Raw genomic sequence first — 26,853 nt, forward strand, 5'->3', positions numbered from 1 at the left:
CGGGCCGGGCATACCGCGTCATTGCTCAGGCATGAGCACGCCCTTGGCGATGGTGTTGCGCTGGATCTCGCTGGTTCCGGTGAGTATGCGCATCATACGTGTCGCACGGAATATCCACTCCACCGGGTTGCCACGCAGCAGCCCGGCACCGCCGTGTATCTGCACGGCACGATCGGCGATGCGGAAGGCCGTCTCCGAAACGAACAGCTTGCACATCGGGGCCTGGGTGCGGATATTGCCGCCGGCGTCATTCACCGCTGCCGTGGCGTAGACCATGCTGCGTGCAGCATGCAGCTCGGTGGCCATGTCGGCGATCATGTGATTGATCGACTGGAACATGGCGATAGGCTGGCCGAACTGCTTGCGCGTGCGGGCATAGTCGATCGAGAGGTTCAGTGCCAGGCCGGCCAGCCCCAGCAAGGTGGGGCAATGCAGCAGACGGTTGAGGGTGATGCGCCCCATCGCCAGCTTGAAACCCTGCCCTTGCTCACCAATGCGGTTGGCCGCCGGCACCCTTACGTCCTCAAGGATGATGTCACCATGCGCACCACCGCCGGACATGACCGAATAATCGCTCTCAACCCTTACCCCCGGTGCGCTCAGGTCGATGAAGAACGCCGAAATCCCTTGGGCACCGCGCCCGGGATCCGTCACCGCAAGCAGCACGGCGATGTCGGCATAGGGCGCACCTGAAATGTAACGCTTGGTGCCGTTCAGCACATAGTGTTCACCCTCCCGCCGTGCGGAGGTCTTGATCGCCGTTGCATCAGAGCCGGCCTCGCTTTCAGTCAGGGCGAAGCACACGGCCTTTTCGGCACGGCACACCGGCTGCAGGAACGCCTCGATCTGGGTCGGGCTCGCCACCTTGAACAGATGGCCGATACGGGGCGGCCCGGAAAGCTCACCGAGAATATGCGGCGCCAGCATGGAGCCGGTGAGCACCGTCGCTTCCTTGACCGCACACAGGTCTGAAACGCTCAACCCGGCGCCACCTATCGCCTCGGGCAGCATGATGTTGTAGAAGCCCTGCTCGCACGAGCGCTGCCATACCTGCTGCAGCACCGCCCGCGGGTGCGGCTCTGCCCAGCTGAGACCGGCTTGCTGTTCCAGGGGCAGGATTTCGTTGCGAACGAAGCCACTGATGGCCTCGATGATCTGCTGGGCCTTTTCGCTTGGCTGATACATGGTCGTTCCTCGTGTCAGATACGGCGTTCGCTGTTTTGCCAGTAGGCGTCACGGATCAGCCGGCGTACCACCTTGCCGTTGGGGTTTTTCGGCAGCTCGCTGACGAAGTCCACCGCACGTGGTTTCTTGAAACCGGCCAGGGCCTGGGCGCAGTGTTCAATGACGTCCTGCTCCTGCAGCGCCATGCCCGGCTTGAGCACGATCACCGCCCGCACCGCTTCGCCCCATTGCTCGTCAGGCACCCCCACCACCGCCGCCTCGAACACCTGCGGCATGCTGTAGAGCACCTGCTCGACCTCGCTGGGGTAAATGTTGAAGCCACCGGAAATGATCATTTCTTTCTTGCGGTCGACGATGAACACATACCCTTGCTCATCCACGGTGGCCAGGTCGCCAGTCAGGTAGTAGCCGTCGCGCATCACCTCGGCAGTGAGGTGGGGTGCACGCCAGTAGCCCTGCATGATGTCCGGCCCCTTGACTACGATTTCGCCCACCTCTCCCGGCTGGACGTCCTGGAAGTGGTCATTAACCACGCGCAGGTCGGTTTCGAAGTAGCAACGCCCGCACGAGGCCAGGCGCCGGTAGTCACCGCCCTCGCACAGATGGTCCTGTTCGGTCAGGACCGTTACCAGCGAGCAGGTCTCGCCAGCACCGTAACCTTGGGCCAGGATCGGCCCGAATACCTCGATAGCCCGTTTCACCAGCGCTGGCGCCATCGGCGCGGCACCGTACATCACCAGGCGCAAGCTGCTCAGGTCGTAACGCTCGACATCGGGGAAGTTGACCAGGCGATTGATCATTGCAGGCACCAGGAACAACCGGGTCACGCCTTCGCGCTGGATGGTCTCGAGCAACAGCTGGTCGTCGTAGCGCTCCAGCAGCAGGTTGCAGGCACCGACCGCCAGCAGCGGCATCAGCTGCATGCCGCTGGCATGGGTGATAGGGCCAACGTGGGCCATGACATCGCCCGGGGCGGCGCGACGGGTCGGGCTGGCGAGGCTCTTGCGGATAAGCGCCTTGCGGTTGCCCACGCTGAGCATCGCAGCCTTGAGCACACCAGAGCTGCCAGAGGTGTAATGCAAAACGGCAAGGGCATCGTCAGGCAGGTCGCAGCTGATTGGCTGGCTACTGCCTTGGGCCAGCAGTGCGGCATAGGTGATGTCACCGCCCCGCTCACCCAAGGTCACGATCAAGCGTACCGAAGGTATCTCGTGCCTGCGGGCCAGCAACGCCTGGGCGAGTTGCGCATCGGCGATCAGCGCGACACTGCAGGCGTCGTTGAGCACCTGAATCACCTCATCCGGTGCCAGACGCGCATTGACCGGTACCTTGACCAGGCCGGCCTTGTAGAACGCCACTTCTGCTTCCACCAGTTCGGCGCGGTTGGGCGCCAGGATGGCCACATGCTCGCCCATGGCGATGCCCTGTGCCAGCAAGGCCGAGGCCAGCTGGTTGGCCCGCTGTTCGAGCTGAGCGAAGGTCAGCCGGGTATGGCGGTCGATCACCGCCAGACGTTCAGGCCAGTATCTTGCACTTCGACTGGATAGGGTTCCAAGGTTCACGTTGTTGTTCTCGTCGACGGTTAAGACCAGGTCGATGCTAAACAGCGGGAAGCCGGGGCAAGTAATACCAGTTACGTATGCACGCCATAACAGATTGCGCTGGCACGGGTGCTTTGACGACCTGAGCCAAGGATGACACATCGCTTGCATATGACACTTTGTGTCATTATGATCAACACCGTGTCCTGGCGTCGCCTTCGCGCCGATCAGTCATCCATACACTCTTCCCCTTGCAGGTACCGCCCATGACGACCACCATGCACACCCCCAAGGACCAGCTTGTCAAACTCGCCCAGCAACAGATGCTGACGGCGCTGGCCGACAACACCTACACCGCGCGACAAAAGCTCGCCCTCACCTGCCGTATCCTGTTCGACGGCGGCCACGACTCTGGCCTGGCCGGGCAGATCACTGCGCGCGCGCAGGAACCTGGCACCTACTACACCCAGCAACTGGGGCTTGGCTTCGACGAAATCGCCGCCTCCAACCTGCTGGTGGTGGACGAAGACCTGACGGTGCTGCAAGGCCGTGGCATGGCCAACCCGGCCAACCGCTTCCACAGCTGGCTGTACCGCGCCCGCCCCGACGTCAACTGCATCATTCACACCCACCCGCTGCACAGCGCCGCCTTGTCGATGCTGGAAGTTCCGCTGGCCATCTCGCACATGGACCTGTGCCCACTGTTCGACGACTGTGCATTCCTCGAGGAATGGCCCGGTGTGCCGGTGGGCAACGAAGAAGGCGAAATCATCGCGAAGGCGATTGGCGACAAGCGCGCAATCCTGCTTTCCCATCACGGCCTGCTGATCGCTGGCCGTTCGATCGAGGAAGCCTGCGTGCTCGCCCTGCTGTTCGAGCGCGCAGCCAAGATGCAACTGCTGGCCATGGGCGCCGGTGACATCCGCCCCATCCCCGAAGCCCTGGGCAAAGAAGCCCACGACTGGATTTCCACCCCCAAACGTCACGGCGCCGCCTTCAGCTACTACGCGCGCCGCGCCTTGCGTGCCCATGGCGACTGCCTGGGCTGATCGAAGCTGTACTCTTTCCTCAACAACGGCAAAGGTGCCTGGTCATGTCTACATCTGTAATTCGCGGCGTTATCGGCTACACCATCACTCCCTTCACGGCAGACGGCACACTCGACCTGGATGCCCTGGGCACGTCCATCGATAGCCTGATCGCAGACGGCGTGCACGCCATCGCGCCATTGGGCAGCACCGGCGAAGGGGCTTACCTGTCCGATAGCGAATGGGAAACCGTGGTGCGCTTCAGCCAGGCACGCATTGCCGACCGCGTACCCAGCGTGGTCAGCGTCTCCGACCTGACCACCGCCCGCACCGTGCAGCGTGCCCGCCTGGCACAGGCCTGCGGCGCCACGGCGGTGATGGTGCTGCCCATCTCTTACTGGAAGCTCACCGAAGCCGAAGTGATCGCCCACTACAAGGCGGTCGGCGCCGCCATCGACATTCCGATCATGCTCTACAACAACCCCGGGACCAGCGGCACCGACCTGTCGGTGGAACTGATCCTGCGTATCCTCGGCGAAGTGCCCAATGTGACCATGGTCAAGGAAAGCACCGGTGACATCCAGCGCATGCACCGCCTGTTCACGGCTACAGATGGGCAGGTGGCGTTCTACAACGGTTGCAACCCGCTGACCCTGGAAGCCTTGGTGGCCGGTGCCACTGGCTGGTGTACCGCCGCGCCCAACCTGATCCCGGCACTCAACCTGGCGCTGTGGGACGCCGTACAACAAGGCGATCTGGCCGAAGCCCGTGCGTTGTTCTATCGCCAGTACGAACTGCTGGAATACATCACCCGCCGTGGCCTGCCGACCACCATCAAGGCCGGTCTGAAAATGCTCGGCCAGGATGTCGGCGCCCCACGCCTGCCCCTGCAGCCGCTGGATGCGCAAGGCAGCAACCACCTGAAAAGCCTGCTGGTGGCGCTGACCAACTGACGCACAAACCTGCCCGGCAGCCTGTCGCTGTCGGGCAGCCTTTTTCTTCAGGAACAGCCTTGTGCGGTGAAAGGGCCAATGACGCTGCAGTCGGATTACCCCTTCGCAGCACAAGGCTGCACCTGATCTGACCATTACCAGAGGCAACCATGGACGCGCCAGCACAAAGCGCTGCAACCCCGCTCAGGCTGACAGACATCCTTCACCCGGTGATTGCCGGACTCGTTTCGGTGATCGTCAACTACGGCGGCACGTTCATCCTGGTGTTCCAGGCGGCCAAAGTGGCCGGGCTGAGCCCAGAGCTGACGTCATCGTGGGTCTGGGCGGTGTCGATCGGCGTCGGCCTCAGCGGCCTGGCATTGTCCTGGTACAGCCGCGAGCCGGTCATCACAGCCTGGTCCACGCCAGCCGCCGCGTTCCTGGTCACCGCCCTGGCCAGCGTGCCCTACAGCGAGGCCATAGGTGCCTACCTGCTGTCGGCCGCCGGCTTCGTGGTGCTGGGGCTGAGCGGGTGCTTCGAGCGGCTGGTGCGCGTCGTGCCCGGCGGCATTGCCGCCGGCCTGCTGGCCGGCATCCTGCTGCAGTTCGGCATCGGTGCCTTTGCCAGCCTGTCGGTCGACCCTGCCCTCGCCGGACTGCTGATTGCAGCCTATGTGGCCTTCAAACGCTTCACCGCCCGTTACGCCGTAGTCGCCATACTGCTGCTGGGCCTGGGGTATTTGTTGCTGCAGGGGCAAGTGGGCCTGACCACGTTGCGTCTGGAATTCGCCTCACCGGTTTTCACCGCGCCCACCTTCTCCCTCAACGCGGCCCTCAGCGTGGCCCTGCCGTTGTTCCTGATCACCCTCACCGGCCAGTACATGCCCGGCATGCTGGTGCTGCGCAACGATGGTTTCAAGACCAGCGCCAACCCGATTGTCGCCGTCACGGGCACCGGCTCCTTGCTGATGGCGCCCTTCGGTTCACACGCGTTCAACATCGCCGCCATCACCGCAGCCATCTGTACTGGCAAGGAAGCCCATGAAAACCCGGACAAACGCTGGGTGGCGGGTATCGCTGCCGGTGTCTGCTACATCCTCGTCGGGGTGTTCGGGGTCACCCTGGCGAGTGTCTTCATGGCCTTGCCGGGCACCTTTATCACCACCCTGGCGGGCCTGGCCCTGCTGGGCACCATCGGCGCCAGCCTGGCCAGCGCCATGGCCGATGCCCGTTCACGCGAGTCAGCACTGATCACCTTCCTGGCGGCGGCGGCCAACATCAGCCTGTTCGGCATTGGCGGGGCTTTCTGGGGCCTGGTCATTGGTCTGCTGGCCCATGTTGTACTGAACGGCCGCCTGCCCGGTTTGAGGGGCACCTCCCACTAAGCGGGCTTTCCACCACCTTGCAGTGCGCCAATGGCGCACTCTACTCAACAGGTTATCGACATGCTCCACCCTGGCCCCAAGCTGCTGACCCAAATTGCTGCCGTGCACTTCGTCAGCCATGTGCACATCATGCTGATCCCGGCGCTGCTGCCGGTGCTGCCCGGCCTGCTGGGCGTGGGCTTCGTAGAGCTGGGCGTAGCCCTGGCAGTGTTCAACATCGTCTCCGCGCTGGTGCAGGCCCCGCTGGGTTACGCTGTGGACCACTATGGTGCACGTAAAATGCTCAAGGCCGGGCTGCTGTTGGGCAGCCTCAGCTTTGTGCTGCTGGCGGCCAGCCCCGGTTACGCGGTATTGCTGGTGGCGATGGCCATGGCTGGCCTGGCCAATGGTGTGTATCACCCGGGCGACTATGCGCTGCTGGCCAACGGCATCGAGCCCGCACGCCTGGGGCGGTCGTTCTCTATTCATACCTTTGCCGGTTTCCTCGGTTCGGCCGTTACCCCAGCCGTATTTCTCGGCATCGCCGCGGCGCTCGGCACGCGGGCAGCCCTGGCGGCGGGCGCGGTATTCGGGGTAGCCGCGCTGCTGCTGATATCGATACCAGGCAGTGGCGTTTACCGGGTCGCCAGGCCTGCCAACAAACAAGACGCAGGCCCGGCCGCAGCAACAGGCCGCGTACGCTTGCTCACCCCCATGATCGGCGTGCTGACGGTGCTGTTCATCCTGCTCAACCTGAGCACCAGCGCCATTGAGAAGTTCTCCGTAGCCGCCCTGGTCCAGGGCCAAGGCCTGACACTGGCCTGGGCCAACGCCGCGCTCACCGCTTTCCTGCTGAGCAGCGCAGCCGGCGTGCTGTGCGGAGGCGCTTTGGCCGACCGTACCCGGCGCCATGGCCTGGTGGCGGCACTGGCCTTCGCGCTGGCGGCTGCGCTGACCGCTCTGGTGGCGCTGGGGCTGCTGCAGGGCTGGGCATTGGTGGCCGTACTGGGCGCCATTGGCTTGCTCACCGGGGTCATCGCCCCATCACGGGACATGCTGGTCAAGGCGGCGGCGCCACCCGGGGCCGAGGGCAAAACCTTCGGCCTGGTGTCGACCGGGTTCAACATCGGTGGCGCCATCGGGCCGGTGGCGTTCGGCTGGATGCTCGATCAGCGCATGCCCAACGGGATTTTCATCGCATCGGTGGTGTTCATGCTGCTGACAGTGCTGCTGACCCTGGCACAGGAGACGTATTCAGCCAGGAGACGCGCGACAGAACACTTGGCGCGCGCCCAGTAGGACCCGGTGCAACATTGCCGGGCCACGAACAATCATTCATTGCACCGGGTTGGCATGCGCCACTCGCCCGCCTGCTCCCGGTCGATTGACGAACAGCACATCCAGCACACTGTTGCGCAAGCCCTTCAGTGCATTCCAGTTCGCTGACGCATGCACGTATTTGTCGCGCAACAGCCGCTGTTCTTCCTCGCTCAACCCCACCTGCCCAGTTTCTCCCAAGGCAAAGGCATGCAATTTGCGGCTGATGCCCAACAACTCCTCCGGCAGCCGATGCTCAGCCTGCGCCCCCAACGGCGCAAACGGCACACCAGCGCGCACCGCCAACGCCCGCATCACGCTCAAGTACACCCGGGACAAGTGCCCCGCCACTTGCCGCTCCCGGTACACCGCCGCATAGACCTGCTTTTGCGCCTCGTCCCGCCGCCCGCCGGCAATCGGCTCCTCCCAGGTCATCACTCGCGGCCTGGGTTCGCCCATGTCGGCAAACGCCGAAGCCAGCAAGGCACTCACCTTGGCATGTACGCGGCACTGCTCGACGCACATGCCTGCGGGCACCCGCTGGGACTGCGGCTTGCACAGCAGCACCTGCTCCAGGAGGCTCTCAGGGTAACCACCACCAATATTCGAGTGCACGCCCGGCAGCAGGATATCGTGGCCACTGCGCACCAGCGGGAAGTTATGCCGCCGCTCGTCCTCGGCCACCAGTTGCACCACGTGCCGGGCAATACCCGCACCCAGGCCCAGGCGCAAGCCACCGTGGCGGCCGTCTGCCGGGTCGAAGTCACCCTGTAAGGGCGCGATGATCGCCGCCACGGTGTCGAACAGGCCGATAAAGTTGATCGAGGTTTCGCACGCCACCGACAACAGCCCACCCGCGCCCTCGTGCAACAGGTTGGCCAGATGCCGCACCGCCGCAGCGCCTCGGCTGAAACCGAAAAGATCGAACTCGATCCGCTCCAGCTTTGCCTGCGGATGCGTCCGGCGCCATGCCTGCAGTTGCTCGGCCATCCCCTGCAACGCCTCGGCGACCCGCGCCTCGGCCCCCGTGCGCCCATGCCCGGTGGCCGAAGCGTAGACATGGTCGGCTTCACCCGCCAGCGTGCCCACGCCTTCCACATAGCGCTTCAAGAACGCCTGCGGCCCGTCGGCATTGGCCGCATCAGACGGATACAACGCATGCAACAGGGCCACGTTGCTCAAGGCGTTGCCATAGCTGCCGCCCTTTTCACCCTGATCGCCCACCGCCGTGGCATTGTGCTGGTTGTTACCAGTGCCATCGAAGAACACGCCAAAACGCAGGTTGACCGGCGTAAGGTTTGGCGTGCTGCCGCTGCTCATTTTCATCGTCGTGCCTTCTGCTTGTCCGAAAAGCACAAGCAGGCGCCAGCACGCCGTCACGGAACATCAGGCAATCGCCAGCCATACGTAGGACATTTCTTTGCCCGCAGGCCCGACTGCAACGATAAATTTACCCGCCGCCATTGGTCGCCGCCCCCTCGGATAGATTAAAGTATCCCCCTTGCCAAGGCTGCTGCCTCAAGCCGCCTCAGGCCCCCTACCAGGAACCGTCGCCGATGGAACACCGTGAAGCGCTGATCGCGCTGCGCACTTTTCTTTCTACCCAGATCCTAGGCCAGGAAAAACTGGTCGAACGGCTATTGATCGTGCTGCTGGCTGACGGCCACATGCTGGTCGAAGGGGCACCGGGCCTGGCCAAGACCAAAGCCATCAAAGAACTCGCAGAAGGCATCGAAGCGCAGTTCCACCGCATCCAGTTCACCCCCGACCTGCTCCCGGCCGACATCACCGGCACGGAGATTTACCGCCCGGAAACCGGCAGCTTCGTGTTCCAGCAGGGGCCGATCTTCCATAACCTGGTGCTGGCCGACGAAATCAACCGCGCACCGGCCAAGGTACAGTCGGCGCTGCTCGAAGCCATGGCCGAGCGCCAGGTCAGTGTGGGCCGCAGCACCTACGACCTGTCGCCGCTGTTTCTGGTCATGGCCACGCAGAACCCGATCGAGCAGGAAGGCACCTACCCGCTACCCGAAGCCCAGCTCGACCGCTTCCTGATGCATGTAAAAATCGGCTTCCCCGACGCCGCCGTAGAGCGGCGTATCCTGGCGCAAGCCCGGGGTGAAGCCCTGGGCGGCGAGACCAAGCCTGAGCGCCGGGTCAGCCAGCAGGCCATCTTCGCCGCGCGCAAGGAAATCCTTGGCCTGTACATGGCCGACGCAGTGGAGGAATACCTGGTGCAGTTGGTCATGGCCACCCGCACCCCGGCCAAGTTCGACACCGAGCTGGCTGACTGGATCGCCTATGGCGCCAGCCCGCGCGGCTCCATCTCGCTGGACCGCTGCGCGCGTGCCCACGCCTGGCTGGCCGGGCGCGACTTTGTCAGCCCCGAAGACATCCAGGCAGTGCTGTTCGACGTACTGCGCCACCGTATCATCCTCTCCTTCGAGGCCGAGGCGGCAGGGATCGACCAGGACCGCGTGGTCCAGCGCATCCTCGACGTCGTCGCCGTTGCCTGACCCCATGCCCACTGCGCAACTGGCCGAACATGGCATCCGCATTGGCCTTGCCGAGCTGATCGACATGCGCCACCGCGTGCGCGAAATCCAGCTGTTTTCCAAGCCTGGCCAACGCAGCCCGCTGGTGGGCCTGCACCATTCCAGGCTACGTGGGCGCGGCGTCGACTTCGACCAGGTGCGCGTTTACCAGGCCGGCGATGATGTGCGCAACATCGACTGGCGTGTCACTGCGCGTACCCAGGAGCCGCACACCAAGCTGTTCCACGAAGAACGCGAGCGGCCGATCTTCATCCTCGTCGAACAAAGCCAACGGCTTTTCTTCGGCTCGGGGCTGATGTTCAAGTCCGTACTGGCGGCACAGGCGGCGGCGCTGTTCGGCTGGGCAGCACTGGGCCACAACGACCGCATCGGCGGCCTGGTGTTCGGCGACAACGAACACCACGAAGTCAAACCCCGGCGCAGCAAACAGAGCCTGCTGCAACTGCTCAACCGCTTGGCAAAGGTCAACCAGTCACTGCACACCGAAGCCGTACCGGGGGCCGACAGCCTCGGCCTGGCCCTGCGCCGCGCCCGCGAAGTGCTGCGCCCCGGCAGCCTGGCCATCGTGATCTGCGATGAGCGCTCGCTCAGCGCCCAGGTGGAACAGCACCTGGCCATGCTTTCACGGCATTGCGACCTGCTGTTGCTGCCAGTATCCGACCCGCTCGACCACGCGTTGCCCGCCGCCGGCCTGCTGCGCTTCGCTCAGCGCAGCGCCCAGCTGGAGCTCGACACCCTCGACGCCAACCTGCGCCAGGCCTACCGCCAGCAGGCAGAAGCCCGTATCGAGCGCTGGGAGCTTATGGCGCAAAAGCTGAGGGTGGTACTGATGCCACTGAGCACGCAAAGCGAAATGGTCGAACAACTGCGCGAGTACCTGAGCGCCCAGCGGCCACGGAGCGCGTCATGAACCCGCTTGACCAGTTGCACCCACTGATCGCCCCGGCACCGGTCAGCCTGTGGCCTCCCGCACCGGGCTGGTGGCTGCTGCTGGCCGTCCTGCCGCTACTGGGCTGGGGCTTGTGGCGGCTGCGCCGCTGGCGCCCGGGCAAACGCCGCATCGTGCGCGCCGAACAACCCCTGGACCCGGTGCGCCTGGAGGCCTTGGCCGAGCTGGCCCGCCTGCCACGTCCGTATGACGGTGCCCCGGCTGGCGCCTGGCTGCAACAGATCAACGCTCTGCTCAAACGCCTGTGCCGCAACCACTACCCAGGCGCCAACAGCCACACCCTCAACGGCCGCCAGTGGCTGGCCTTTCTCGACAACCGCTGCCCGGCCGCCGGCCTGACCCGCTGGATGGTACTGGTCGAAGGCGCCTATAAACCCGAGTGCAAGCTCGATGACAAGGCCATCGCCGGGCTCAGCCAAGCCGTCGAAACCTGGATCCGCAAGCATGTTTGAACTGGCATGGCCGTGGGTCTTCGCCCTGTTGCCGCTGCCATGGCTGGCGCGCCTGCTGCTGCCCGCAGCCGACAGCGGGGAACCGGTGCTCAAGGTGGGCTTCCTCAACGAGCTGGAAGGCCTGGCCGGGCGTCGCGCGCGGCTCAACCTGCCCACCTGGCGCCAGCAGGCACCGTTCGTCGTCATCTGGCTGTTGCTGCTGTGCGCCGCTGCTCGCCCGCAATGGCTGGGCGAGCCGGTGCCGATCGCCGCCAGCGGCCGCGACCTGCTGGTGGCGGTGGATGTGTCCGGGTCGATGGACTTCCCCGACATGCAGTGGAAGAACGAGGACATCAGCCGCCTGGACCTGGTCAAGGCGCTGATGGGCGACTTCCTGCAAGACCGTGAAGGCGACCGCGTGGGCCTGATCCTGTTCGGCAGCCAGGCCTATCTGCAAGCGCCGCTCACCTTTGACCGGCGCACCGTGCGCACCTTCCTCATCGAGGCGCAGATCGGCATCGCGGGCAAGAACACCGCCATCGGCGACGCCATTGGCCTGGCGGTCAAACGCCTGCGCGAACGCCCCGCACAAAGCCGGGTGCTGGTGCTGATCACCGACGGTGCCAACAACGGCGGGCAGATTCACCCGCTGACAGCCGCCCGCCTGGCGGCCCAGGAAGGCGTGCGTATCTACACCATCGGTATCGGCGCCAACCCCGAAGCCAATGGCACCCCAGGCCTGCTCGGCCTCAACCCGAGCCTGGACCTGGACGAAGCCGCGCTAAAGGAAATTGCCGACATCACCCACGGTGCCTACTTCCGCGCCCATGACGGCGCCGAACTGGACGCTATCGGCGATACCCTCGACCAACTGGAGCCCGTGGCCCAGCAACCGACCCAGGCGCGCACAGCCCAGGCCCTGTACGCCTGGCCCCTGGCGCTGGCGCTGCTGCTCAGCGTGCTGCTGGTGGTGGCCGTGCAGTGGCCCGACAACCTGTTGCAACGCGCGCTGCGCAAGCCGCGCTTCCTGCAGCCGCACCCGGAATGGCGCCAACGCTTGAAGCGCCTGCGTTTAAGGAGGCGGCGATGATCGACTTGTGGCCCCAATGGCTGCGTCCGCTCTGGCTGCTGGCCGTGCCGGTGCTCGGCTGGCTGCTGTACAAGCTGTGGCACCGGCGCAAACGCGCCGGACGCTGGCAGATGATTCTGCCGCCCGCCTTCCATGGCGTGCTGCTGGGTGGCGGCAGCGGCAGCACCAGCAAACTGCCGTGGGTGGCGCTGGGCCTTGCCTGGTTACTGGTGATCCTGGCGCTACTCGGGCCCAGCTGGCAGCGCCTGGAAGAAAGCCATCAGCGCCCGGCCGACCCACTGGTGATCCTGCTCGAACTGACCCCGCAAATGCTCGCCGAGGACAGCCCGCCCAACCGCCTGGAACAGGCTCGACGCAAGATCCTCGACCTGCTTGAACACCGCCGCGACAGCCAGACGGCCCTGGTGGTGTATGCCGGCTCCGCGCACACCGTCGTGCCGCTGTCTGACGATCTGGCCACCACCCGCAATTTGCTCGAGGCCATCGACCCGTCGATCATGCCAAAACCCGGCCAGCGTGCCGACCTGGCCGTGCAAAAAGGCCTGGCGCTTTTGGCCCAGAGCGGCCTCGGCCAAGGCCGCCTGCTGCTGGTAGGCTCGGCGCTCAGCGCCGCCGAACGCCAGGGCATCACCCAGGCCCTAGGTCGCCAGGGCCCCAGCCTGCTGATGCTGGGCATCGGCAGCCGCGAAGGCGCTCCTGTGCGCCAGGCCAATGGCGAATACCTTAAAGACGACCAGGGCGGCATCCTTTTGCCTCGCCTGGACAGCGCCAGCCTGAAGGGCTTTATCCGCAGCACGGGCGGGCGCTACCGGCATGCCCGCATCGACGACCTCGACCTGCGTGGCCTGGGCCTGTTCGACAACCCGCGGAGCGGGCGCAATGACGGCCAGACCCTGCAACTGGACAGCTGGGCCGACCAAGGTTATTGGCTGCTGATTCCATTGTTGCTGCTGGCCGCCTGCGCCGGCCGGCGCGGCTGGCTGTTCTGCCTGCCGCTGCTGCTGGCCTTGCCGCAGCCTGCCCAGGCTTTTGAGTTCAACGACCTGTGGCTGCGCCCCGATCAGCAAGGCCAGAAGCTGCTGGAGCAAAACCGTCCGGCCAGCGCTGCACGTCACTTCCAGAACCCGCAATGGCGCGGCATGGCCCTGTATCAGGCCGGCGACTATGCCGGTGCCGCCGAGGCATTTTCCCAAGGCGACACAGCAGCAGCCCACTACAATCGAGGCAATGCCCTGGCCCATGGTGGCGAGCTGGAAGCCGCCCTGGATGCCTACGAACAAGCCCTGGAGCGCCAGCCCGACCTGCAGGCCGCACTGGACAACCAGGCGCTGGTGCAGCAACTGCTGCAGCAACGTGAAGCCAAGGCCGAGGAACAGCCACCCGGCAGCGATACCCAAGACACGCCCGGCAGCGAAACCGAAGGCAACAGCAGCTCGGCCAGCAACCAGGCCCAAGGCACACCCGGCAACGACCAACAGGCCAGCCCCGAACAACCCGGCGAAAGCAGCAACAGCCAGGCAGCACCCGGCAACCAGGCCGGGGGCGACGACAGCGTCATCCAGCCGCCCCAGCGCCCGGTATCGACCAACCTCGACGGCGAACAGCGCCAAGCCCTGGAGCAATGGCTGCGGGAGATCCCCGACAACCCGGCAGAGCTGCTGCGACGCAAATTCTGGTATGAACAGCAATTGCATCAGGAAAAATCACGATGAGTCGCTTCGGCGTCTTGCTCCTCACCCTGCTGTGGGCCGTGCTGGCCCACGCCGAACCGCTGCTGCAGGCCAGCGTCGACCGCACCCGCCTGGAGGCGGGCGAAAGCCTGGAACTGACCCTGGAAAGCCAGGACGTCACCCAGTTCGGCAAGCCCGACCTGCGCGCCCTGGAAGGTGACTTCGAAGTGCGCGGTACGCGCCAGCTGAACAGCCTGCACACCCTCGACGGCGAAACCCGCGCCAGCACCCGCTGGATCATCACCCTGCTGCCACGGCGCAGCGGTAGCCTGCGCATACCCGAGCTGCAACTGGGCCAGTCGCACAGCCAGGCCATCGAACTGCAAGTGCTGCAGGCCGATGCCAGTCGCCAGGAAAACGCTCAGGTATTCATCGAAGCGACCCTCGACAACCACGACGTCTATGTCCAGGCCCAATCCGTGCTGACGGTGCGCATCTACCACTCAGTAGCGCTGTACGACGACAGCAGCCTCAGCCCCCTGCAACTGGAGAACGCCAAGGTCGAGCCGCTGGGCGAGTCGCGCACGTATGAAAAGGAAATCAACGGCGTGCGTCATGGCGTGATCGAAACCCGCTATGCGGTGTATGCCCAGCAAAGCGGTACCCTCGACATCCCGCCGCTGACTTTCACCGCCACGGCAGCCGCCAGCAACGACGAAGCAGCGCAGGCCAATGGTACGGCCCGCGCCGGCCATCAGGTACAGGTCAGCTCGCTGCCCTTGCGCCTCAATGTACGGCCGATTCCCGCAGCCTGGCCGGCTGGCTTGCCGTGGTTGCCAACCAGCAGCCTGACCCTGGAAGAGCACTGGAGCCCCGACCCCGGCAGCCAGCAGGTACAGATTGGCGACTCGCTGACGCGCAACATCACCTTGCGTGCCGAAGGCTTGTCCAGCACCCAACTGCCACCGCTGCCGGCCACAGAGATCATCGGCCTGCGCCGCTACCCTGACCAACCGTTGTTGCGCAACGAAATCAGCGAACGGGGCATGACCGCCAACCGCGAAGAGCGCGAGGCCCTGGTGCCGACCCACAGCGGCACGCTGGCCTTGCCGGCGCTGGAAGTGGCCTGGTGGAACACCCGCGAAGATCACCTGGAGCACAGCAGCCTGCCGGCGCGCACGCTGAACGTACAGGACAACCCGGCACTGAGCGCCGACACCCCGGTGGGCGACAACAGCAGCGCCAGCACCCTGCTGTGGCCGTGGCAGCTGTCCACACTGGTGTTCGCCCTGACCACCGTGCTGGGCTTCGCCCTGTGGTGGCGCGCCCGCTCGCGGCCAGCGGTGCTGCGCGCCGCGCAGAACGGGCCAAGCCCACGCACCTTGCTGGACGACCTCAAGCGCGCATGCCAGGCCAACGACCCCCAGGCTACGCGCCAGGCGCTGGATGCCTGGGCCCGGCAGCAACCGGAAACCCTGGCCGAGATGGCGGCGCGCTTCGTGCCGTTGTCGGATGCGCTGGATGGTTTGAACGGGGCGTTGTACAGCGAGAGCGGGCAGTATTGGCAGGGTGAAGACTTGTGGCGGGCGATTGGTACCATTCCGCCGGCTGAGCAGGTATTGCTGCCGACGGGCGAAAACGGCAGCCTGCCGCCGCTTTATCCCAAGTAAGCCAGCAGGTGTTCGCCATAGGGTTTTCAGCGCCTGTGAGATCGAGCGCCGCCCGCGCGGCGCATCGCGAGCTGCGCTCGCTCCTACGTTTGTTTTTGGCCAGTAACGCCTGTTACAGGCGCGCGCGACCGCTTTGTTTGTACGACGCGATATCGAGCTATGCGCCAAGGCGTACGCGCGCAAATTTCACAGAAATAACTGGCCCGAAACAAACGTAGGAGCGAGCGCAGCTCGCGATGCGCCGCGCGGGCGGCGCTCGATCTCACAGGCGCTGAAATTTTCATGGCGAACACCTGGTGCCCCCAATCCCTCGCCCTGCCCCCCGAACCCCGCTTGGGTTACCATACCGCCCTTTCCCCGCTTGCCCGACTCGACACCAACAGGTCATCCATGCGTCTGTTTCATACCTCCGACTGGCACCTGGGCCAAAGCCTGCACGGCCAGGAACGCGATTTCGAACACGCCTGCTTCCTCGACTGGCTGCTCGGCCAGCTACACCTGCGACAGCCGGATGCGCTGCTGATTGCGGGCGACATCTTCGACACCGTCAACCCGCCGGTCAAAGCCCAGGAACGCCTCTACGACTTCATCGTCCAGGCCCACGAGCAACAGCCCAAGCTGGACATCGTGATGATCGCCGGCAACCACGACTCCGGTTCGCGCATCGAGCTGCCCGCCGCGCTCATGCGCCGCCTGCGCACCCATGCACTGGGCCGTGTGCACTGGCTGGACGAGGGCCAGCTGGATGCCGAGCGCCTGTTGATTCCGCTGACCAACGGCCGTGGCAAGGTGGCCGCCTGGTGCCTGGCCCTGCCGTTCCTGCGCCCGGCCGAAGTGACCGGCCCGCAGCTGGGTGACGACTACCTGCAAGGCATCACACAGGTGCACCAGCAACTGATCGCCGCCGCGCAGAAGAAGCGCAAGAAAGACCAGGCGCTAATTGCCATCAGCCACGCGCACATGGCCGGTGGTGCGGTGTCGGAAGACTCCGAGCGCAGCCTGATCATCGGTAACGCCGAGGCGCTGCCGGCCAAACTGTTCGACAAAGCCATCAGCTATGTCGCCCTGGGCCACCTGCACAAGCCGCAGAAGGTCAACCGCGAAGAACGCATCCGCTACAGCGGCTCGCCAATCCCGCTGTCGTTCGCCGAAATCAACTACCCGCACCAGGTCCTGGAAGTGGAGTTGGACGGCAACGGCCTGGTCAGCGTCGAGCCACGCCCCGTACCACGCGCCGTGGCCCTGCAACGGGTGGGCCCGGCACCGCTGGGCGAACTGCTGCAGCAACTGGCCGACCTGCCGGTGGTCGACCTGCTCGAAGACCCCAACCGTCAGCCCTGGCTGGAGGTGCGGGTAATTCTGGATGAGCCGCAGCCCGACCTGCGCCAGCAGATCGAAACCGCGCTTGAAGGCAAGGCGGTACGGTTGATCCGCATCAGCGCCGAATACGCTGGCCGCAACAACGCCGAAGACGATGACCTGGCCTTTGTCGAGCTGGCCCAGATGACCCCGCAAGACCTGTTCAGCCGCGCCTGGGAGCAAGCCTACGGCAACCCGGCCGACGAGCAGGCGCTGGCCGACTTCGCCCTGCTGTTGCAGGACGTGCAACAGGAAGAGGAACAGCCATGAAGATTCTCGCCATCCGCCTGAAGAACCTGGCATCGCTGGCCGGCCCGATCGACATCGATTTCACCGCAGAACCGTTGGCCAGCGCTGGCCTGTTCGCCATCACCGGGCCAACCGGCGCCGGCAAGAGCACCCTGCTTGACGCCCTGTGCCTGGCGCTGTTCGGCACCGTGCCGCGCCTCAATGACATTGGCCGTGAGGCCAAGGTGCCAGATGCCGACGGCGAAATACCCACTTCCGACCCGCGCAACCTGCTGCGCCGCGGCACCGGCAGCGGTTTTGCCGAGGTCGACTTTGTCGGTATCGACGGCCGCCGCTACCGCGCCCGCTGGGAAGCCAACCGCGCCCGCGACAAGGCCAACGGCAAACTGCAACACAGCCGTCAGAGCTTCTACGACCTCGACAGCGAGCAGGTGCTCGGCAGTGGCAAAAACGAATACAAGCAACTGGTAGAAGCCCGCCTGGGCCTGAATTTCGAACAGTTCACCCGTGCGGTGATGCTGGCCCAGAGCGAGTTCGGCGCGTTCCTCAAGGCCGACGACAAAGACCGCAGCGAGCTGCTGGAAAAACTCACCAACACCGCAATCTACACCCGCCTGGGCCAGCGTGCCTTCAGCAAGGCGCGTGAAGCCGGCGAGGCGCACAACGCCCTGAAAGAACGCGCCAGCCACCTGCTGCCGATGGCTGCCGAGGCCCGTGCCGAGCTCGACCAGCGCCTGGAGCAGGCGCAGCAGCAGTTCAAGGCCGACCAGGCCGGCGAGCGCCAGCTGGAGCAGCAACGCAACTGGCTGAATGAACAACGCCAGCTACAGGCCCAACACGCCGAAGCCAGTACCACGCTGCAGGCCGCCGAACTGGACTGGCAACAGCTGGCCGAACCACGCCTGGACCTGGCACGCCTGGAGCGCCTGGCCCCACAGCGTCACCAGTTCCACCGCCGACAGGCCCTGAGCGCACAGTTGGCGCCAGTGGCCGCGAAAATGGCCGAACAGCAACAGCAGCAAGCCGAACTGCAGGTGCGCACCCACGAACTCGAACAGGCGCTGGACACTGCGCGCCAAGCGCTTGCCGACCGCCAGGCCGAGCACGGCGAGAACGCGCCGCGCCTGCGCCAGGCTTTTGCCGCGCAGGACAGTCTGGCGCGCCTGGACCAGGAGCTGGCCGCCCAGCGCAGCATCGGCCAGCAGGCGCAACAGCAAGTCGCTGACGGCCAGCAGCAACTGCAGCAGCTGGAAGACAACCAGCAGCGCAGCATTCAGCAGCTGGCGCAGATCGACACCGCGCTTGCCGACAGCCAGCACCTGGCGGGCCTGGCCAATGCCTGGCACGCCTACCTGCCGCAACTGAAGCAGGTGATGCTGATCGGTGGCCGCCTGACCAAGGGCCGAGAAGAGCTACCCGGCCTGCAGGCCCAGGCTAGCCAGGCCAATGCACACTTGCAGGCCGAGCGCGACGCCTACGACCTGTTGTTCCGTGAAGCCAAGGCCGAGCCCCAGGCCCTGGCCGAACAGATCGACCTGCTCGGCGGCATGCTGCAGGACAACCGCAAACAGCAGCGCGCCGTAGAGGAAATGTCACGCCTGCACGGCCGTGAACAGGAGCTGCGCCAGCAGTTGGACGCCCTGCGCGACCGCCAGCAGCAGGCCATGCTGCAACGCCAGCAACTGATTACCGAAGGCACCGCCGCCAAGGCCGAACTGGAGGCCGCCGAACAGGCGTTGACGCTCACCCGTCAACTGCTGGAACGGCAACGTCTGGCACGCAACACCAGCGTCGAAGAACTGCGTGGCCAACTGCGTGACGGCGAACCCTGCCCGGTCTGTGGCAGCGCCGAACACCCGTTCCATCAGCCAGAAGCATTGCTGCAGAGCCTGGGTCGCCATGACCAGGCCGAAGAGCACGCCGCGCAGAAGCAGGTCGAAACGCTCAACAGCAAGCTGGTGGAGCTGCGTACCCAACTGGGTGTGGTCAATGCCCAGCTCAAGGACTTCCAGCAGCAACACCAGCAACTGGGCGAACAGTTGCAACCGTTGGTGGCTCAGGTACAGGCCCACAGCCTGTGGCCAGCCCTCGCCCCACAGGACGACAAAGCCCGTCGCGTCTGGCTCGACAGCCAGCTGCGTCGCCTGGATGAAGAAATCAGCCAGGACGAGAAACGCCAGAGCGCTCTGCTGGCCCTGCAAAAAGACGCCGCCCGCCTGAACCAGCAATTGCAGGCGGCCCACGACGCCCAGCAACAGGCCCAGCGCCATCTGGAGCAGCAGCACCAGGCCCTGGCCAACGATGAGCAACAGTTGCAGCAAGGCCTTGACGACCTGGCCGGCGTCTTGCCCAAGGAAGCCCTCAAGGCCCTGAACGAAGACCCGGCCAATGCCTTCCTCGCCCTCGACCAGCAGATTGCCCAGCGCCTGCAGCAACTGGAACAGCGCAAGGACGAACTGGAAGAACAGCAAGCACGCCAAACCCAGCTGGACAAGCTGCGTGACCAACAGCAGGCGCGCGTGCAAGGCCAGCAGCAGTTGCAGCAGACACTGGCCGCCCTCGAGGAGCAACGCCAACAAGCCCTGGCCTCACTCGGCGAACTGCTCGGCGAGCATGCCAGCGCCGAAGCCTGGCAACAGCACATGGACAGCGCGCTGGAACACGCCCGCGCCCTTGCCGCCGATACCGCCCAACGCCTGCAGGAACTGCGCACCCAAGGCGTACAACTGGCCAGCGAACTCAAGGGCAATGCCCAGCAGCAACAGGCGCTGGACAGCGAGTGCCAGCAACTGCAAGGCCAGATCGCACAATGGCGCAGCGAGCATCCAGAACTGGATGACGCCGGGCTGGATCGCCTGCTGGCCATGGATGACGCCCAGGTGAATGAACTGCGTCAGCGCGTCCAAAGTGCCGAAAAGGCCATCGAACAAGGCCGCGTGCTGCTGCAGGAACGTGAGCAGCGCCTGCAACAACACGCCGCACAAATGACCGTGGGCACCTCGGCCGAAGCCTTGGAGCACGCCCTGACCGAGCTGCGCGGGCGCCTGGCCAACCATGAGCAGCAGTGCGCCGAATTGCGCGCGCAACAGGCCGACGACCAGCGCCGGCAGCAAGCCCACCAGGCGCTGGCGGCCGAAATCGAACAGGCCCACCAACAGTGGCAACGCTGGGCCCGCCTCAATGCCCTGATCGGTTCGGCCTCGGGCGATGTGTTCCGCAAGATCGCCCAGGGTTACAACCTCGACCTGCTGCTGCACCACGCCAACGCCCAGCTACGTCAGCTGGCCCGCCGCTACCGCCTGAAACGCGGCGGCAGCGCCCTTGGCCTGCTGGTGCTGGACACCGAGATGGGCGACGAACTGCGTTCGGTGCACTCGTTGTCGGGCGGGGAAACCTTCCTGGTGTCGCTGGCCCTGGCCTTGGGCCTCGCGTCGATGGCTTCCAGCACCCTGCGTATCGAATCGTTGTTCATCGACGAAGGCTTCGGCAGCCTCGACCCCGAGTCACTGCAGTTGGCAATGGACGCCCTCGACGGCTTGCAAGCCCAGGGTCGCAAAGTGGCGGTGATTTCCCACGTACAGGAAATGCACGAGCGGATCCCGGTACAGATCCAGGTACGGCGCCAGGGTAATGGCCTGAGTGACGTGGAGGTGTGCGGGTGATCCTCTACTCGTTCCGCCGCTGCCCGTGGGCCATGCGCGCGCGCCTGGCCCTGCGCTATGCCGGCTGCGAAGTGGAGATCTGCGAAGTGGCGATGAAGAACAAGCCGGCAGAACTGCTGGCCTTGTCGCCCAAGGGCACGGTACCGGTGCTGGACACCGGTGCAGGGGTGCTGGAAGAGAGCCTGGACATCATGCGCTGGGCGCTGACGCAACACGACCCGCAGGACTGGCGGCTACAGGCCAACCCTGCGGCTGCGCAGCAGGCTGAAACGCTGATTGCGCGCAATGACACCACGTTCAAGGCGCACGTGAACCTGTACAAGTATGCCGAACGTTACCCGGAGCATTCCCGCGAACATTACCGCCAGCAGGCCGAGGCCTGGCTGGCGGAGCTCGAAGGCCTGCTGGTGGGGCGGGCTTACCTGCTGGCCGACCACCCGAGCCTGGCCGATGCCGCGTTGCTGCCGCTGATGCGCCAGTTTGCCGGGGTTGAACCGCAGTGGTTCGCCGAGGCGGCTTATCCACGGGTGCGCAGTTGGCTGGAGGGGTGGCTGGCTTCGGAGCTGTTCAAGGCCGTCATGGCCAGGTGAATGTGTGGGGCGGCCAAGCGCCTGGCGGGGGTTTGATGTAGGGTTTGAGATCGAGCGCCGCCCGCGCGGCGCATCGCGAGCTGCGCTCGCTCCTACGTTTGTTTCGGGCCAATTATGCCTGTGGGATTTGCGCGCGAACGCCTTGGCGCATGACGCGATATCGCGTAGTACAGACAAGGCGGTCGCGCGCAGCAGCCAAAGGCGTTACTGGCCCGAAACAAACGTAGGAGCGAGCGCAGCTCGCGATGCGCCGCGCGGGCGGCGCTCGATATCCCAGGCGCTAAAAATCCAACGCCGAACCCTCACAAATCATCACTCGATGAACTTCAGGTCCGAAGGCGCGTCCTGCGCCATGGTCTGCACGGTTTCCCCCAACTTGCCAGTCAAGAGATCACGGCGCATGACCACGATCTGGTTGCTCTTCTGGTTGGCCACCAGAAGGAATTTGCCGCTAGGGTCCAGGGCAAATTCGCGGGGATGGTCGCCTTCCACGGAGCGGCGCTGCACGAACGTCAACTGGCCGTCATTCTTGCCAACAGCAAACACCAGGATTTCATTCGCCGTACCACGGTTGCTCACGTACAGGAAGCGGCCGTCTGCCGACAGGTGCAGGCCTCCCGCTGCCTTGGCCGCTGCATCCTGCAGCTCGGTCAGCGGCAGACGTTGACGCTCAAGCAGAGCAGCATCCTCGACATCGAACATCACCACTTCGCCACTCATTTCCAGCGTCAGGTAGGCATGCTGGCCGTTGGCGTCGAACAGCAGGTGACGGGGCCCACTGCCTGGCGGCAAGGCCACCGAGGCCGGGATTGCCGGGCTCAATGGTTTGTCCACACTGGCGCCGTCATAGCGGTAGATGAATACCTTGTCCGCGCCCAGGTCGCAGGCATACACATGCTGGCCGTTGGGCGACAGCACCAGTGCGTGCACATGGGCACCGGCCTGGCGTTCGGGGTTGACGCCACTCGCCTTGTGCCGAGCCTGTTGCACCACGGCTTTGAGCTTGCCGTCCCTGGCCACCGGGATGACCACCAGGCTGCCGCCAGGGTCAGGCTTTACCGCGTAGTTGGCCACGAACAGATAACGCTGGTCACGACTGAGGCTGGCGTGAGTCGGTTCGTCACCGTGGGTGACCACCTGGTTGAGCGGCTTGAGCTCGCCCTTGGTGCTGACGCTGAAACTGCTGGCATGGCCACCCGGGGTTTCATTGACCACGAACAGCTGGCGCTGGTCGGCCGACAGCACAAGCCATGAAGGGTTGACGCTCTTGACCACTTGTTGCGGCGTGGGGTCGATGCGGCCAGCCTTGTCGTCGAACTGATAGCGGTAGATACCCTGGCTCGCGCCATCGGTGTAGCTGCCCACCAGCAACGTCGAGGCGTGGGCGTGGATAGTCAGGCTCATCAGGCTAGCGGTCAGCAGGTTCGTCCAGGTCCGGTTCATCTTGGTCATCATCCGGGGCGCGAAAGGCACTCATACAGACTAGTCGATGCGCGCCGTTGGCATCGTCGAGTTGCCACTCGTCTCCGGTGGCGATGGCGGCAGCGACTTGCTCGGGGGTGAACGACCAGCGACGCAATTGGCGGCCGTCCATGCATTCGACAGTGAGGCCGGTTTCATCGGCGGTGAAGTCGAAGGCGTGCAGGCCGTCGATCAGAAGCATATCGCAGGACTGCAGGGCGGTAGCGAGGGGGGACATAGGGGTACCAATCTGAAATGAGTCGGCAGTATAACCTTGGGGCCGCAACGCGGCCCCCCCTGCAATCAATGGGCAAAGATCGACCCACCCTCCTTGCCCACCATCTTCTCGGGCTTGATCAGGAACCGCGCCAATGCCGGTAGCAGCCACAGCGCACCAAACATGTTCCAAAGCAGCATGAAGGTCAGCATCAGGCCCATGTCCGCCTGGAACTTGATCGCCGAGAAAATCCAGGTGCATACCCCAATGGCCAGGCACAGCCCGGTGAACAGCACCGCCTTGCCGGTCGAGCGCAGGGTCTGGTAATACGCCTCCTGCAATGGCAACCCCGCACGCAGGAAGCTTTCCAGGCGGCTGTAGATATAGATGCCATAGTCCACGCCAATGCCCACACCCAGCGCCACCACCGGCAAGGTCGCCACTTTCACCCCGATGCCCATGTAGGCCATCAGCGCGTTGCCCAGCACCGAGGTCAGCACCAGGGGCAGCACGATGCACAGTGTGGCGGCGAACGAGCGGAAGGTGATCAGGCACATCACGGCCACGCAGATGTACACCAGGATCAGGATGGTCAGCTCGGCCGACTTGATCACCTCGTTGGTCGCGGCCTCGATGCCAGCGTTGCCCGCCGCCAGCAGGAACTGCAGGCCTTCCTTGTCATGGCTGTCGGCAAACGCCTTGGCCACGGCGGTGACGCGCTCCAGCGTTTCAGCCTTGTGGTCATTGAGGAACACCAGCACGGGTGCCAATGAGCAGTCGCCGTTGTAAAGGCCGTCAGCCCGGGCGATGGAATTGTTGAGGATGTCCGGGTTACGCGACAGGGTTTCCCATTTCAGGCTGCCCTCGTTCATGCCCTTGATCACCTGTTTGGAAACGGTGACCAGGGAAATCGCCGACTGCACGCCAGGGGTGTTTTCCATGGTCCACATCAGCTCGTCGATCGGCGCCATGGTCGAGTGGACCGAGCACATCTCCGACGGCGTCTTGACCATGATCACCAGCACATCGGAACTGGTCGAGTAGTTGCTGATGATGAAGTTGTTGTCCTGGTTGTAGCGCGAGTCGGGGCGCAGCTCCGGTGCCCCTTGGTCGAGGTCGCCGATCTTCAGGTTCTGGCTGTACCACAGGCCACCGGCGAAGGCGAGCAGCGCCAGCACCACCGACACCGGCGCCACCTTGGCACTGGCGAAGTTCGACAACAGGCGCCAGAACGGGTGCTCGCGGGTCGCGTCTTTCTTGCTGCGCTCGATGGCCTTCTTGCTGATGCCGACATAGGAGATGGCCACCGGCAACAGGATCAGGTTGGTGAACACAATCACCGCCACGCCGATGGAGGCGCCGATGGCCAGTTCGCGAATCACCCCGATGTCGATGATCAGCAGGGTAATGAAGCCCACTGCGTCGGCAAGGATGGCGATCATGCCCGGCAGGAACAACTGACGGAATGTGCGCCGGGCAGCGGTAAGGGCGTTGTCGGCGTCACTCGACTGCAGGGCGATGCCGTTGATCTTCTGCACCCCGTGGGAAATGCCGATGGCGAAGATCAGGAACGGCACCAGCATCGAGTACGGGTCCAGGCCAAAGCCCACCGCATGCATCAGCCCCAGCTGCCAGACCACCGCCACCAGTGTGGTAATGAGCACGGCGACAGTGCTGCGGATGCACCAGGTGAACCAGTACAACAACACCAAGGTGATCACCAGGGCGACGCCGAAGAACATCGCCACCATCACCAGGCCATCGATCAGGTCACCGACCTTCTTGGCAAAGCCGACGATGTGGATTTTTACATTGGGGTTCTGTGCCTGGAACTTGTCGCGGATCTTCTCTTCCAGCAGGTGAGAGAACTGCTGGTAGTCCAGCTTCACCTGTTTGCCCGGGTCCTGCGGGTCGGGGTAGCTCTCCAGCAGCGGCACGTCGATGATGCTGGACTTGAAGTTGTTGCCTACCAGGCGCCCCACCTGGCCTGACTTGAGCACGTTGTCGCGCAGGGTATCGAGGCTGTCCTGCGACCCGTTGTAGGTGTTGGGGATTACCTCACCACCGGAAAAACCCTCTTCGGTGACCTCGCTCCAGCGCACGCTGGGGCTCCACAGTGACTTCAACCCGGCCCGATCGACACCGGGGATGTAGAACACCTCATCATGGATCTGACGCAGGGTCTCCATGTAGTCCTTGTCGAAGATGTCACCGTTCACCGCCTCCACCGAAATGCGCACGGTGTTGCCAAGGTTGGCCAGGTCGTTGCGGTGCTCCATCATCTGCTCGATGAACGGGTGCTGCAGCGGGATCATCTTCTCGAAGCTGGTCGACGGGCGAATCTGCGTGGCCTGCCAGAACAGGAAAATACTGACCAGCACACACAGGGCGATGACCACTGGGCGGTTGTTGAAGATCAGGCGTTCCAGCAGCGTGGCCTTGTCCTGGTGATGCGAGTGCATGGCAATGCTCTCCCTGCTGGTCATGGACGCACCTCCCGGGCAGCCTGATCAGCCCCTTCGGCGCTGGCCAGATGCACACCACCCTGCCCCACCAGCAGCAGGCCGCCATTGGCCAAGCCACTGACGCCGGCCAGGGCCAGGCGGTCGGCGCGGTTGTACACGCTGAAGGTCTGGCCGTCGTCCGTGCTGCGCAGCACGCTGCCACCATTGCCGACCAGCACCAGGGTGCCATCATCGACAAGCGTAGCGCCTGCCAGGCCGAACTCCAGCGTACCGCGCGCGGCCTTGAGTTCGATCGGCTGCCAGCTGTCACCGAAGTCGCTGGAGCGGAACAGGTTGCCGCGAAGGCCGTAGGCCAGCAGGGTCTGCGGCCTGGCGGTGCCGATCACGCCGAACAGCGAGCCCTCGTAAGGGCCCTGGACCTTGACCCAGGTCTGGCCCCTGTCGGCGGAGCGGTACATACCACCCTGCTCACCCACGATGAACAGGCCGGCATCGCGCACTTGGGCGATACCGTTCAGGTGCAGCTGGTCCGGGTTGTCCAGCCGCTCGGCCACGTCCTGCCAGTGCTGCCCGCCATCAGTGGTTTCCAGCAAGGCGCCATAGGCCCCCACGGCAAAGCCGTGCCGGGCATCGAGGAAGGTGACATCGAGCAAGGGCGCTTCACGGGCGAGGTCTTCGAACTGCTTGCTCCAGGTAGCGCCGCCGTCGCTGCTGGTGAGGATCTGTGCGTCATGGCCGACAGCCCAGCCACGCTTGTCGTCGAGGAAAAACACGGCAGTGAGCAATTGCCGGGTGGGTACCCGGGCCTGGGTCCAGGTGCTGCCCTGGTCGTCGGAGAACAGAATGTGGCCGCGATCACCAACCACCACCAGGCGCTTGCCGGCATGGGTGGTGTCGATCAACAGGCTTTCACTGGCCTTGGCCGACTCGGTGGAGTATTCATCGGCTGCCGCGGCCTGGGCACTGTCGGCCCACATCCCCAATGCCAGTGCCAGCATCGCGCTGGCTGCCCATGGCCAGGCGCCACGCCTGGCTGGCATACGTAACTGTTCCCTCATGACTGCCCCCTTGTTGTGTTCTTTTTGGTGGGTCAATGCATTGCAGGCCTTGCGAATGCC

The 26,853-nt window shown here is 64.6% G+C and carries 20 protein-coding genes; 13 read left to right on the forward strand and 7 right to left on the reverse strand.

The window, feature by feature from the left end; translation table 11 throughout:
• Nucleotides 1–18 precede the first annotated feature (18 nt).
• Together AC3B5Q_RS18170 and AC3B5Q_RS18175 are read right to left on the reverse strand one after the other, a co-directional pair.
• Nucleotides 19–1,185 carry an acyl-CoA dehydrogenase family protein gene (locus AC3B5Q_RS18170; RefSeq protein WP_021784048.1) on the reverse strand — a complete coding sequence of 389 codons (1,167 nt, stop codon included), beginning with the start codon at nucleotides 1,183–1,185 and terminating at the stop codon, nucleotides 19–21.
• Between the two features lie 14 nt (nucleotides 1,186–1,199).
• Nucleotides 1,200–2,747 carry an AMP-binding protein gene (locus AC3B5Q_RS18175; protein ID WP_103462813.1) on the reverse strand — a complete coding sequence of 516 codons (1,548 nt, stop codon included), beginning with the start codon at nucleotides 2,745–2,747 and terminating at the stop codon, nucleotides 1,200–1,202.
• Between the two features lie 245 nt (nucleotides 2,748–2,992).
• Here AC3B5Q_RS18175 and AC3B5Q_RS18180 point away from each other — a divergent pair, with 245 nt between their 5' ends.
• The 4 genes from AC3B5Q_RS18180 to AC3B5Q_RS18195 all read left to right on the forward strand — a co-directional run bounded on the left by AC3B5Q_RS18180 (nucleotide 2,993) and on the right by AC3B5Q_RS18195 (nucleotide 7,349).
• Complete coding sequence (locus AC3B5Q_RS18180; RefSeq protein WP_274118706.1) at nucleotides 2,993–3,775, forward strand: aldolase; 783 nt, start codon at nucleotides 2,993–2,995, stop codon at nucleotides 3,773–3,775.
• 44 nt (nucleotides 3,776–3,819) lie between these two features.
• A complete protein-coding gene (locus tag AC3B5Q_RS18185; RefSeq protein WP_021784051.1) occupies nucleotides 3,820–4,707 on the forward strand; it encodes a dihydrodipicolinate synthase family protein in 888 nt (295 codons plus the stop codon).
• Between the two features lie 149 nt (nucleotides 4,708–4,856).
• Nucleotides 4,857–6,071 carry a benzoate/H(+) symporter BenE family transporter gene (locus tag AC3B5Q_RS18190; RefSeq protein ID WP_103462814.1) on the forward strand — a complete coding sequence of 405 codons (1,215 nt, stop codon included), beginning with the start codon at nucleotides 4,857–4,859 and terminating at the stop codon, nucleotides 6,069–6,071.
• 60 nt (nucleotides 6,072–6,131) lie between these two features.
• On the forward strand, nucleotides 6,132–7,349 hold the full coding sequence (locus AC3B5Q_RS18195; RefSeq protein ID WP_021784053.1) for an MFS transporter: 1,218 nt from the start codon (nucleotides 6,132–6,134) through the stop codon (nucleotides 7,347–7,349).
• Nucleotides 7,350–7,385: 36 nt separating this feature from the next.
• On the opposite strand, the gene AC3B5Q_RS18200 is transcribed toward AC3B5Q_RS18195, so the two are convergent.
• Entirely contained in the window at nucleotides 7,386–8,693 is a 1,308-nt protein-coding gene (locus AC3B5Q_RS18200) for a T6SS phospholipase effector Tle1-like catalytic domain-containing protein (RefSeq protein ID WP_021784054.1), read from the reverse strand.
• A gap of 230 nt (nucleotides 8,694–8,923) precedes the next feature.
• On the opposite strand from AC3B5Q_RS18200, the gene AC3B5Q_RS18205 reads away from it, so the two are divergent.
• From AC3B5Q_RS18205 to AC3B5Q_RS18245, 9 genes are all read left to right on the forward strand, one after another.
• Nucleotides 8,924–9,883, forward strand: a complete 960-nt coding sequence (locus AC3B5Q_RS18205) for an AAA family ATPase (protein WP_003247242.1) — start codon at nucleotides 8,924–8,926, stop codon at nucleotides 9,881–9,883.
• Between the two features lie 4 nt (nucleotides 9,884–9,887).
• Complete coding sequence (locus AC3B5Q_RS18210) at nucleotides 9,888–10,832, forward strand: DUF58 domain-containing protein (protein WP_028698037.1); 945 nt, start codon at nucleotides 9,888–9,890, stop codon at nucleotides 10,830–10,832.
• On the forward strand, nucleotides 10,829–11,323 hold the full coding sequence (locus AC3B5Q_RS18215; protein WP_003247240.1) for a DUF4381 domain-containing protein: 495 nt from the start codon (nucleotides 10,829–10,831) through the stop codon (nucleotides 11,321–11,323). Before AC3B5Q_RS18210 ends, AC3B5Q_RS18215 begins: the two co-directional genes overlap by 4 nt.
• A complete protein-coding gene (locus tag AC3B5Q_RS18220) occupies nucleotides 11,316–12,392 on the forward strand; it encodes a vWA domain-containing protein (RefSeq protein WP_331245216.1) in 1,077 nt (358 codons plus the stop codon). Before AC3B5Q_RS18215 ends, AC3B5Q_RS18220 begins: the two co-directional genes overlap by 8 nt.
• Entirely contained in the window at nucleotides 12,389–14,104 is a 1,716-nt protein-coding gene (locus tag AC3B5Q_RS18225; RefSeq protein WP_274148055.1) for a tetratricopeptide repeat protein, read from the forward strand. Before AC3B5Q_RS18220 ends, AC3B5Q_RS18225 begins: the two co-directional genes overlap by 4 nt.
• Nucleotides 14,101–15,732: a BatD family protein gene (locus tag AC3B5Q_RS18230; protein WP_331245215.1), complete on the forward strand. Its 1,632-nt coding sequence runs from the start codon at nucleotides 14,101–14,103 to the stop codon at nucleotides 15,730–15,732. Before AC3B5Q_RS18225 ends, AC3B5Q_RS18230 begins: the two co-directional genes overlap by 4 nt.
• A 390-nt stretch (nucleotides 15,733–16,122) precedes the next feature.
• The gene (locus AC3B5Q_RS18235) at nucleotides 16,123–17,361 is read left to right on the forward strand and encodes an exonuclease SbcCD subunit D C-terminal domain-containing protein (RefSeq protein WP_021784059.1); all 1,239 of its coding nucleotides are present in this window, start codon (nucleotides 16,123–16,125) and stop codon (nucleotides 17,359–17,361) included.
• Nucleotides 17,358–21,002 (forward strand): AAA family ATPase, encoded by a 3,645-nt coding sequence (locus AC3B5Q_RS18240; RefSeq protein ID WP_488392699.1) that lies wholly within the window; start codon nucleotides 17,358–17,360, stop codon nucleotides 21,000–21,002. Before AC3B5Q_RS18235 ends, AC3B5Q_RS18240 begins: the two co-directional genes overlap by 4 nt.
• Nucleotides 20,999–21,592, forward strand: coding sequence for a glutathione S-transferase (locus tag AC3B5Q_RS18245; RefSeq protein WP_021784061.1), 594 nt, complete (start codon nucleotides 20,999–21,001; stop codon nucleotides 21,590–21,592). Before AC3B5Q_RS18240 ends, AC3B5Q_RS18245 begins: the two co-directional genes overlap by 4 nt.
• Before the next feature lie 312 nt (nucleotides 21,593–21,904).
• Here AC3B5Q_RS18245 and AC3B5Q_RS18250 read toward each other — a convergent pair whose 3' ends face one another.
• The 4 genes from AC3B5Q_RS18250 to AC3B5Q_RS18265 form a co-directional block, all read right to left on the reverse strand.
• On the reverse strand, nucleotides 21,905–23,035 hold the full coding sequence (locus AC3B5Q_RS18250; RefSeq protein ID WP_488392700.1) for a lactonase family protein: 1,131 nt from the start codon (nucleotides 23,033–23,035) through the stop codon (nucleotides 21,905–21,907).
• A complete protein-coding gene (locus AC3B5Q_RS18255; protein ID WP_021784063.1) occupies nucleotides 23,001–23,291 on the reverse strand; it encodes a DUF5629 family protein in 291 nt (96 codons plus the stop codon). The genes AC3B5Q_RS18250 and AC3B5Q_RS18255 overlap by 35 nt, the downstream gene beginning before the upstream one ends.
• Nucleotides 23,292–23,356: 65 nt before the next feature.
• Nucleotides 23,357–25,756: an efflux RND transporter permease subunit gene (locus AC3B5Q_RS18260; protein WP_021784064.1), complete on the reverse strand. Its 2,400-nt coding sequence runs from the start codon at nucleotides 25,754–25,756 to the stop codon at nucleotides 23,357–23,359.
• Nucleotides 25,753–26,793 (reverse strand): WD40/YVTN/BNR-like repeat-containing protein, encoded by a 1,041-nt coding sequence (locus AC3B5Q_RS18265; RefSeq protein ID WP_053870476.1) that lies wholly within the window; start codon nucleotides 26,791–26,793, stop codon nucleotides 25,753–25,755. Before AC3B5Q_RS18265 ends, AC3B5Q_RS18260 begins: the two co-directional genes overlap by 4 nt.
• Nucleotides 26,794–26,853: the final 60 nt, after the last annotated feature.

The sequence above is a fragment of the Pseudomonas sp. D5(2026) genome (assembly GCF_057766845.1).

Coding starts and splice junctions, on each gene's coding strand:
- AC3B5Q_RS18190 (WP_103462814.1), top strand. CDS start 4,857: ATGGACGCGCCAGCACAAAGCGCTGCAACCCCGCTCAGGCTGACAGAC.
- AC3B5Q_RS18205 (WP_003247242.1), top strand. CDS start 8,924: ATGGAACACCGTGAAGCGCTGATCGCGCTGCGCACTTTTCTTTCTACC.
- AC3B5Q_RS18225 (WP_274148055.1), top strand. CDS start 12,389: ATGATCGACTTGTGGCCCCAATGGCTGCGTCCGCTCTGGCTGCTGGCC.
- AC3B5Q_RS18180 (WP_274118706.1), top strand. CDS start 2,993: ATGACGACCACCATGCACACCCCCAAGGACCAGCTTGTCAAACTCGCC.
- AC3B5Q_RS18240 (WP_488392699.1), top strand. CDS start 17,358: ATGAAGATTCTCGCCATCCGCCTGAAGAACCTGGCATCGCTGGCCGGC.
- AC3B5Q_RS18235 (WP_021784059.1), top strand. CDS start 16,123: ATGCGTCTGTTTCATACCTCCGACTGGCACCTGGGCCAAAGCCTGCAC.
- AC3B5Q_RS18265 (WP_053870476.1), bottom strand. CDS start 26,793: ATGAGGGAACAGTTACGTATGCCAGCCAGGCGTGGCGCCTGGCCATGG.
- AC3B5Q_RS18230 (WP_331245215.1), top strand. CDS start 14,101: ATGAGTCGCTTCGGCGTCTTGCTCCTCACCCTGCTGTGGGCCGTGCTG.
- AC3B5Q_RS18195 (WP_021784053.1), top strand. CDS start 6,132: ATGCTCCACCCTGGCCCCAAGCTGCTGACCCAAATTGCTGCCGTGCAC.
- AC3B5Q_RS18255 (WP_021784063.1), bottom strand. CDS start 23,291: ATGTCCCCCCTCGCTACCGCCCTGCAGTCCTGCGATATGCTTCTGATC.
- AC3B5Q_RS18200 (WP_021784054.1), bottom strand. CDS start 8,693: ATGAAAATGAGCAGCGGCAGCACGCCAAACCTTACGCCGGTCAACCTG.
- AC3B5Q_RS18215 (WP_003247240.1), top strand. CDS start 10,829: ATGAACCCGCTTGACCAGTTGCACCCACTGATCGCCCCGGCACCGGTC.
- AC3B5Q_RS18210 (WP_028698037.1), top strand. CDS start 9,888: ATGCCCACTGCGCAACTGGCCGAACATGGCATCCGCATTGGCCTTGCC.
- AC3B5Q_RS18185 (WP_021784051.1), top strand. CDS start 3,820: ATGTCTACATCTGTAATTCGCGGCGTTATCGGCTACACCATCACTCCC.
- AC3B5Q_RS18220 (WP_331245216.1), top strand. CDS start 11,316: ATGTTTGAACTGGCATGGCCGTGGGTCTTCGCCCTGTTGCCGCTGCCA.
- AC3B5Q_RS18250 (WP_488392700.1), bottom strand. CDS start 23,035: ATGAACCGGACCTGGACGAACCTGCTGACCGCTAGCCTGATGAGCCTG.
- AC3B5Q_RS18260 (WP_021784064.1), bottom strand. CDS start 25,756: ATGACCAGCAGGGAGAGCATTGCCATGCACTCGCATCACCAGGACAAG.
- AC3B5Q_RS18170 (WP_021784048.1), bottom strand. CDS start 1,185: ATGTATCAGCCAAGCGAAAAGGCCCAGCAGATCATCGAGGCCATCAGT.